Source organism: Spirillospora sp. NPDC046719, from assembly GCF_040645715.1.
GTDB lineage: Bacteria > Actinomycetota > Actinomycetes > Streptosporangiales > Streptosporangiaceae > Spirillospora.
In genome coordinates, this window is the sequence record NZ_JBEYYT010000088.1 from 19,900 (window position 1) to 27,881 (window position 7,982).

At 70.6% G+C, this 7,982-nt stretch carries 9 protein-coding genes; 2 read left to right on the forward strand and 7 right to left on the reverse strand.

Features of this window, described 5'->3' with window-relative positions; genetic code table 11:
• Positions 1–120: 120 nt before the first annotated feature.
• The gene (locus tag ABZ914_RS17450; protein ID WP_500193979.1) at positions 121–2,484 is read left to right on the forward strand and encodes a poly(ethylene terephthalate) hydrolase family protein; all 2,364 of its coding nucleotides are present in this window, start codon (positions 121–123) and stop codon (positions 2,482–2,484) included.
• A 188-nt stretch (positions 2,485–2,672) separates the two neighbouring features.
• On the opposite strand, the gene ABZ914_RS17455 is transcribed toward ABZ914_RS17450, so the two are convergent.
• The 6 genes from ABZ914_RS17455 to ABZ914_RS17480 form a co-directional block, all read right to left on the reverse strand.
• A complete protein-coding gene (locus tag ABZ914_RS17455) occupies positions 2,673–4,043 on the reverse strand; it encodes a hypothetical protein (protein ID WP_500193981.1) in 1,371 nt (456 codons plus the stop codon).
• Positions 4,044–4,059: 16 nt separating this feature from the next.
• Positions 4,060–4,923: a viomycin phosphotransferase gene (gene vph, locus ABZ914_RS17460; protein WP_500193982.1), complete on the reverse strand. Its 864-nt coding sequence runs from the start codon at positions 4,921–4,923 to the stop codon at positions 4,060–4,062.
• A 125-nt stretch (positions 4,924–5,048) separates the two neighbouring features.
• The gene (locus ABZ914_RS17465; RefSeq protein WP_500193984.1) at positions 5,049–5,243 is read right to left on the reverse strand and encodes a DUF397 domain-containing protein; all 195 of its coding nucleotides are present in this window, start codon (positions 5,241–5,243) and stop codon (positions 5,049–5,051) included.
• A 3-nt stretch (positions 5,244–5,246) separates the two neighbouring features.
• Complete coding sequence (locus ABZ914_RS17470) at positions 5,247–5,429, reverse strand: DUF397 domain-containing protein (protein WP_500193986.1); 183 nt, start codon at positions 5,427–5,429, stop codon at positions 5,247–5,249.
• A 4-nt stretch (positions 5,430–5,433) separates the two neighbouring features.
• The gene (locus ABZ914_RS17475) at positions 5,434–5,628 is read right to left on the reverse strand and encodes a DUF397 domain-containing protein (RefSeq protein WP_500193987.1); all 195 of its coding nucleotides are present in this window, start codon (positions 5,626–5,628) and stop codon (positions 5,434–5,436) included.
• Complete coding sequence (locus ABZ914_RS17480) at positions 5,625–6,440, reverse strand: helix-turn-helix domain-containing protein (RefSeq protein ID WP_500193989.1); 816 nt, start codon at positions 6,438–6,440, stop codon at positions 5,625–5,627. Before ABZ914_RS17480 ends, ABZ914_RS17475 begins: the two co-directional genes overlap by 4 nt.
• 99 nt (positions 6,441–6,539) lie before the next feature.
• Here ABZ914_RS17480 and ABZ914_RS17485 point away from each other — a divergent pair, with 99 nt between their 5' ends.
• Positions 6,540–6,968: an ATP-binding protein gene (locus ABZ914_RS17485; protein ID WP_387032194.1), complete on the forward strand. Its 429-nt coding sequence runs from the start codon at positions 6,540–6,542 to the stop codon at positions 6,966–6,968.
• 38 nt (positions 6,969–7,006) lie between these two features.
• Here the strand turns inward: ABZ914_RS17485 and ABZ914_RS17490 are convergent.
• The coding region (locus ABZ914_RS17490) for a CU044_5270 family protein (protein ID WP_500193991.1) at positions 7,007–7,982 on the reverse strand (976 nt) is incomplete at its 5' end.

Genomic DNA, 7,982 nt, shown 5'->3' on the forward strand with positions numbered 1-7,982 from the left:
GTAACGCGATCGCGCCGGTGGCTGCGATCCCATCCGAGGACAAACCTCACAAACCCCTCAGACGTCGGGTGACACACCCGTTGCCCGATGCTCCGGGGTCTGGTCCTCGAAAGGCACCGCATGCGCGTGCACAGACGCGGCCGGCAGGCCGCCGTGGCGGTGACGGCCCTGGCGGCGGCCGTCCTGTCCGTCTCCCCGGCCAACGCCGCACCGAACCCCCCGGCCTGGACGGTCGAACCGGTCCAGGGCGGGCATCGCCTGACCCTCACGCTGGACGCGCCGCTGCCCGTCCGCGACGCCGTCCCCGAACTGGCCGTGGACGGGAGGTCGCTCGGCCCGGCGCAGGAGTCCCCCGACGGCAGGACCCTGACCATCGTCACCGCCGCCCCCGAGGCCGCCGACCCGTCGTCGGTCAAGGTGGCCTGGAACGGCGAGGTGCCGTCGGCGACGGCGCCGAAGCAGGCCAAGGCCGCGCCGGCTCCCGCGCCGTCCGCCCGGGGCGGCGAGCTTCCGGTCGACCCGGCCGATCCCGGCCCGTACAGCGTGAAGGTGACCGGCTACGACCTCGGCGACACCGCGATGGAGCCCTCCGGTCTCGGCGGACGCAAGGCCGAGGTCCGCGCGGAGGCGTACCTGCCGGACAAGCGGGGCAAGGGGCCGCTCGTGCTGTTCCTGCACGGCCGCCACTCGGCCTGCTACGACCCGGTCGCCTGGACGACGTCGAACTCCCAGTGGCCCTGCCCGGACGGGCAGAAGCCGATCGACAGCTACAAGGGGTACCAGGAGCCCGCGAAGGCGCTCGCCAGTCACGGCTACACCGTCGTGTCGATCAGCGCGAACGGCGTCAACGCGGCCGACAACCCCTACAGCGACGACCGCGGCGCCCTCGCCCGCGGGGAACTGGTGATGCGCCACCTGGACCTTCTGGCGCAGGGCACCAAGGGCAAGGGGCCGCTCGGCGCGATCTTCGAGAACCGGCTCGACATGAACGACATCGGGCTGATGGGGCACTCGCGGGGCGGCGAGGGCGTGGTCAAGGCCGCGCTGCTCAACGACGGCCGCGACCACCCCTACGGCATCAGGGCGGTGCTGCCGCTCGCGCCCACCGACTTCGCGCGGGCGACGCTGCCGAACATCCCGATGGCGGTGCTGCTGCCGTACTGCGACGGTGATGTCTCCAACCAGCAGGGACAGCACTTCTACGACGACACCCGCTACGCCGACGCCGGCGACCGCTCGTTCCGCGCCGCCCAGTTGGTCATGGGCGCCGACCACAACTTCTTCAACACCGAGTGGACGCCGGGGGCGGCCCATTTCCCGGCGGGCGACGACTGGTCGAACAACGCCGATCCGGTCTGCGGGAACACCGCGCCCACCCGGCTGTCGGCCGCCGAGCAGTACAAGGTCGGCACGGCCTACATCGCCGGGTTCTTCCGGCTCGTCCAGGGCGGTGAGGACGCGTTCCTCCCGCTGTTCGACGGCAGCGGCGGCACGGCGGCCTCGGCGGGCCGCGCGGTCGTGCACACCGTCGCCCAGGCTCCGGCGAAGGAACGTTCCGACGTCGCCGCGTTCACCTCGCTGCCGGGCTCGGTCACCGTCGGCGGCGCGGCCGCCGGCACGATCTGCGCCGGCATGTTGGATCGCTCCATCCAGAGCGGCCTGCCGTCCTGCGCGACCCGGCTCACCACCTCGCAGGCGCCCTCGTGGACGCCGGCGACGTACGCGCCGAACGTACCGTCCACGCCCGTTCTGCACCTCACCTGGACGGACCCGACCGGGTACGTCGCGGCCGCCGTCCCCGCCGGCGCCGCGAACGTCAAGCGGTACGACGCGCTGACGTTCCGCGCGGCGCTGGACGAGTCCACCACCGCGGCGGACCTGACCGTCACCGTCGCGGACGGCGAGGGCGGCAGCGCGAGCGTCCGGCTGTCGGATGTGAGCGACGCGCTCACCCCGTTCCCCGGCACCGTCTCGCCGCTGCCCAAGACCTGGTTGCGGACGGTGCGGATCCCGCTGTCGGCGCTGAAGGGCGTCAAGCTGTCCTCGGTGGCGTCCGTCCGCCTCTCCGCGGCGAGCGGCACCGGCGGCGTGTACCTCGCCGACCTCGCCTTCACCCGCGCCGACACCGGCAAGGCGGACGCGTCGGCGCTGCCGCAGGTGTCGGTGCGGGACCTGACCGTCCCCGAGGGCGACGGCCCGGGCACCGCGACGATGACGCTCGCACTGTCGCGCAAGAGCACCGTCCCGGTGACGGTGAACGTCCAGGCGATCGCCGGCGGGGCGGCGCCGGTCATCGCGCAGGTCGCCCGGCAGGTCGTCGTCCCCGCCGGGGCGACGGAGGCGTCCTTCGAGGTGCCGCTGGCCGGTGACACGACCGCCGCGGCGGCCGCCCAGTCCTACCAGGTGGTCGCGTCCGCACCCGAGAACGCCGAGATCGGCGACGGCTTCGCCCGCCTCGTCGTCACCGACGACGACGCGGCCTGACCCTCGCGCGCCGGGGCCGTCGTGTGACCGGGCATCGGACGCCTCCTCACATCGCACGGCCCAGGCCCAGGCCCAGGCCCCGGCCTCGGCCTGGGCGAGGGCCCACTGGCCGTTCTGGGGACCGCGCCCTCTCCGCACCTGAACGCTCGTGTCCGTTGTGGCGCGGGCGTTCAGGTGCGGAGGGTCCGTCACTTGCCCTTCGTGGGGAGGCGCAGCCGGATGACCGCTGACTGGTCGTTCGCGATGCCGCACTTGGCCTCGCCGGATGGGCAGGTGTCGACGGCGAGGTACAGGTATCCGTTCCCGGTGGAGAGCGCTTCGGTTCCGGCGGTGACGGCGGACAGGTCGCCGTTCCGGCCGACCTGGTAGACGGTCTGCTGAGCGTTGCGCAGCGAGTCGCGGAACTCGCGCTGGGACTTGGTGAGGTCGCCGCTCCACCGGAATCTCGCGGAGATCCCGGTCGTGCCGTTGCCGGGCCGGGGGTCGCCGGCACCGTAGTAGAGGCCGCCGGTGGCGCGGTCCACGGCGATGCTCGACGCGTGTTCCCCGTCGCCGCCGCGCGGGGCGTCGACATATCCGTTGATGGCCTTGCCGAACGGCTTGAACGGTGCGTCCGGACGCTTGAGGGAGGCCGTGTCGCGGGACCCGACGACGGGATAGATCCGTTCCGTCGCGGTGGCGATTCTCAGGATGCCGCGACCGGTGTGCACGTACAGGTTCCCGCCGTTCCACGCCAGCGGCGCGTTGCCGTCCTCGGGGATGTAGGTGTCTTCGGCGGGAGCACCGGTCTTCGGATCCAGGAGATTCGGATCCTTTTTGGGGAGTTCTTGCGTGGCATTTAGGGGAGTGCCCGCGACTCTGATCGTCCGACCCGAACGCAGGCTGTGGACGAGGAGCGAATTGCGCTGGTTCTGCCAGTCGCTGAAGAACACGGTCCCGTCATCGGCGACCGCCACCCCGTTCACGGACACAGGTGGGACCCGCTCCGCAGGCGTCCGGTCCGTGAGGGGACGCTCGCGCGCCGTCGCGACGACCCTGGTCGCCTGCCCGTCCCTGGTGACCCTCCACAGGCCCTCGGCGTCGAGCGCCAGATAGATACTGCCGTCCGGCGCGGAGGCCGCCTGAACCGCCTGGCCCAACGCCTCGGCGCCGAACCGGTCCAGAGCGGGGACGCGCACCCGCGCGACGGCTCCGCCGGGATCGGCCGTCCAGAGTTCGAAGCCTTGGGAATCCAACGTGAACAGGGCGACTTTCCCGTGCTCGTCCGTGGTCATGCTCTGCACTTTCCCGGGCACCCTTCGCTGCGGTCCGCCGCCGCTGTCGGAGGTACCGGCTCCCAGCACGAACTCGACCGATGCGCCACTGGAGGAGCCGCGGACCGCGAAACCGACGACGACGGCCGCCACGACGATGACCGGGACGAGCACCGCGAGGAACCAGCGGCGCCGCGCCAGGATGGGAATCTGAATGACCGGCCTCCCAGTCCATCGTTCGCCTTCCCGGCCGGGGGTAGCGCGGAAGTGACGAAAGCGGCGGCATCCTACCGGTCGCCGCACCACCGGTCGCCGCCGCGCCTCAGCGGTAGCCTTCCAGGCCGTCCGCGAGTTCCTCATCGTCGCCGTCGCGGAGCGCGTAGAGGGCTTGCTGCAATGCGAACGTGCCGCGGATCGCGGCGATGCGGGTACGGAGTCCGTGGTTCGACCGGCCGCCCAGGGCGAGCACCCGCTCCAGGAGCTCAGGGCCGTAGCCGGCACCGATCGCTGCGAGGTCCTCGGCCGGGTCGCCGAGTGCGACATCGTCCCAGTCGAGCACTCCGGAGAGGTGCGGCAGCCCGTGCCTCCACTCCCACAGGACGTTCTCGGGACCGAGATCGCCGTGCACCACTGCTCGGGTGAGGTGGGGGAGGCCGTCGAGCGCTGTGAGTTCCCGATCGGCCCGTAGGCGCCCGCTGTCGGACATGCACTGGAACAGCTCCGCGCGCACGTTCTCCGCGAACAGCCGCCACCGGCCTTCTGATGCCTGAGGTAGAACGGGCCGTACTGTCTCGTCGGTGCCCGCATGGGCCAGACCGGACAGCAGCATGGCGTACTGCGCGGCCACGGTGTCGAGCACGCGGGCATCGTCGAGGGCGTCGGCCTCCAGCGGTTCCCCGGGAATGCGGCTGAGCACCAGGAACGGCGTCTCGCCGGTGTCGTGCGCGCCGCCCCGGAGCAGCGGCTCAGGTGTGCGGAAGCCGAGGTCGAGGCCCGCGAGTGCGTGCAGCGCGGCCGCCCGCTGGGGCAACCGGGCGGCCGCCGCCCGGGTGCGAGGCAGGCAGACGACGCGGTCCGAGCCGATGACCACGATGTGGAATTGCCCCTGACGTACGGCAAGGCCGTCCGGTCGGTCGTCGGGCAGCAGACGGTCCAGCAGAGCGCGATGCGTCGCAAGGATGCTCACGAGCGTGACCTCTGGGTCCTTCGATGGATCGGAGGCGATGTGCACGAAGCACTGTCAGCTGGGATGCGTACGGCCCGGCGACCGGGCCGCCGGGCCGTCCGGGGGAGCTGTGTCGTGGGGGCGGGTCAGGGGGACGTGGTGCGCTTGATGCGTGCCAGGAGGACGGCGAACTCGCCGACCGCGAGGGTGAGGTGCCCGCCGCCGGGGTCCTTCGAGTCCCGCACCCCGATGCCGACCTCTGGTGCAAGACGTCCCAGCTCAACACAGTGCTGGTCGTCCGCTCCGCCGCTGAATGAGCTCTTGCGCCACTGGACGGCCATGATCTAACGCTCCGCGTGCTGCTTGATCTGGCTGATGACATCCGCGAACTGTGCGGACGTGAGGGTGAGGTGCCCGCCCTCCGGGTTCTTCGAGTCCCGTACGCCGATGCCGGACGAGAGGCGCCCTAGTTCAATGCACTGCTTGTCCTCGACACCGCCGCTGTAGCTGCTCTTGCGCCACTGCACGGTCTCAGTGCTCCGTGCGTCGCTTGAGCTGGTCGATGATGTCCGTGAACTGCGTGGGGGTGAGGGTGAGGTGCCCGCCGTCCGGGTTCTTCGAATCCCGGACCCCGATGCCGACTTCCGGCGCAAGCCGTCCCAGCTCAACGCACTGGTTGTCGTTCACGCCGCCGGTGTACGAACTCTTGCGCCACTGGACGATCATGTGTACCTCTCCAAGTACTGCCGGATGATCTCGCGGGAGGCTTCCTCTGAGGCAGCCTTAACGCCGATACGATCGAACGTAATCGAAAGCTCGCGCACCTCGCCAGGCGATTCGATCAAGCGCCCGCCGTTCAATGCGCCGGAGTATGCGACGTCCCGGTCCTCCAAGCCGATGATCTGCATCGAGCCGTCGACACCCATGTGCTCACCAGACGAGAACGGGACGACCCTCACGCTCACGTTTGGCTGCTCGGCTAGTTGCAGCAGGTGCTCCAACTGCTTCCCCATGACCTCTGTGCCTCCGAACGGGCGTGCGAGCACCGCTTCGTCGATGATCGTCCAGGTGAGTAGCGAGTCACCCTTCTCCCAGTAGGCCTGCTTCTTGGACGTCCGGAATGCCATGACCGCGTCGAGGTCCTTGAACTTGCTCGCCTTGACGCACGCCCAGGTGTAGTCGTCGGTTTGGAGGGCGAGCGGGACGACCTGTCCGTGGTAGGTCTTGATGGAGACGGCTTCCTCCTCGTAGCGGTCGATCTGGCGTCCCCAGTCAGGGTCGTGGGCCATTCGTGCGAACCAGAGCAGGACCTGGAACAGGACGCCGGTTCCGTAGGCCATGTCCAGCTTGCGCATTTGGTCGTCCTGGGGCCGTCGCCTGCCTGACTCCAGATTGGAAACAGACGAGCGAGCGAGCCCCATGATCTCGCCGCACTGAGTCAGCGAGAGTCCCATCTTCTCGCGGAAGAACCGCATGCAGAAGGCCAGGAAGTGCCACATCGAGATCCTGGGGTCGAGGGGGTCGCGGACGATGGGCATCGCTTCTCCTGTTTTCACTTTGCGTGACTACAGTGAAACTCTAAGTCAAGACCGTGACCCTTGCCACAAGAAATCGAAAACTCGGGCGAGGGCGGGACGATGGTGATGACGGCGGCGGGGGATTTGATCATTCCCATGCTCGCGACGCCGGCCACGGTGGGGCTGGCGCGCACTCTTGCGGACGCATGGATGTGCAAATGGGGATATTCGCGCATTCTTGACGATGCGCTGCTGATCGTCTCCGAACTCGTCACGAACGCGGCCCGCGAGACGCCGCACAAGGAGATCCGCTTCCAGCTCAGCCGGGACGCGCAGGGGGTCGTCATCGCCGTCTGGGACTCCGGTCTCGGCGCGCCGCGTCCGAAGCCGTTCCGGAGGCTCACCCTCGAAGACCTCGACCTCTCCGCGGAGGCGTTCGACGACAACGGCGGCTGGGGCCTGCACATCGTCCAGTCCCTCTCGACCCGCTGCGGCGCGACCCAGGACCCGAACGGCGGCAAGTGGATCTGGGCCCGCCTGTCCCCGTGAATCCGCTCCGGTCGACGGTCGGCGCCTGGGGGCCCCGGTCAGCGCGGGGCGGTGTCGGTCCAGCCGGACGCCAGGTTCACCACCGAGTTGATCGGCGAGCCCGGTGCGCGTCCCGCGTTCCTGCCCGCCGGCTTGAGGACGAGCTGCTCGTAGGCCAGGGCGGTCCCGGACGCCTGGTCGATGATCAGGCGGTGCTCCAGGTCCCCGTCGGAGGTGTGCTCGTCGATCGCGACCGCCGTGCCCTGGCGCCCCTCCGCGTCCCGCACCGAGCCGATCGTCCGGACGGTCGGCAGGTCGGCGATCATCCGGAAGGCGGCCGCGCGGACCCGTGGGGTCACCGGCATGGTGAGGATGATGTCGCGGGCGACCGAGAACATCCAGGAGTCGCCGGTCTTGTTCCTGGTCAGCGGCTCGGTGTCGCGGCCGGACCTGCCGAACCGCTCGAGGAGCAGCCGCTTGAGGCGGTTCGGGTCGGCGGGCAGCGCACGCAGGTCCTTCATGGTGACGTTGCCGCCGAGCGAGAAGATCGCCCCGTCGGGCGGGAGCGCCCGGCAGGCGGTGGTCGGCGACCCCGCCGCCAGCTTGAGCGTCATCGGCGCGAACCCCTTGCGGTCCATGGGGATCGCGAAGGTGGCGGGGGAGCCCGCGCGGCGCCAGGCCGCCTGGTCGGCGGGCCCGGCCGGGCGGGTGCCGAGATCCTGCCGGCGGCCGCAGTCGCGCCCGGTGGGGCTGCTCGGCGTCCAGCCTTCGAAGCGGCGCGCCCAGACGACGGTGTAGTCGCCGGTCGGCGCGTGCAGCCGGTAGTAGAGGCGCGAGGTGCTCGTATCGTGCCAGTACTCGCGCATCGTGTCGTCGTGCCGTTCGGCGCTCTGCGCCGCTGCGAGCAGCACCGTCCGAGCGGCCGGGGGCGGCGCGGTCGATCGGTGCGGTCCGGTCTCCGGCGACGCCCCCAGGACGGGCACCGCGACGGCCGCCGCCGCGGCGACGGCGGTGAGGCCGAAGCCGCCGGCCCAC

Excerpts from the sequence above, each read along its gene's own strand:
- ABZ914_RS17480 (WP_500193989.1), bottom strand. The coding sequence starts at position 6,440 with ATGCCCATCGTCCGCGACCCCCTCGACCCCAGGATCTCGATGTGGCAC.
- ABZ914_RS17465 (WP_500193984.1), bottom strand. The coding sequence starts at position 5,243 with ATGGCCGTCCAGTGGCGCAAGAGCTCATTCAGCGGCGGAGCGGACGAC.
- ABZ914_RS17450 (WP_500193979.1), top strand. The coding sequence starts at position 121 with ATGCGCGTGCACAGACGCGGCCGGCAGGCCGCCGTGGCGGTGACGGCC.
- ABZ914_RS17485 (WP_387032194.1), top strand. The coding sequence starts at position 6,540 with ATGGTGATGACGGCGGCGGGGGATTTGATCATTCCCATGCTCGCGACG.
- ABZ914_RS17475 (WP_500193987.1), bottom strand. The coding sequence starts at position 5,628 with ATGATCGTCCAGTGGCGCAAGAGTTCGTACACCGGCGGCGTGAACGAC.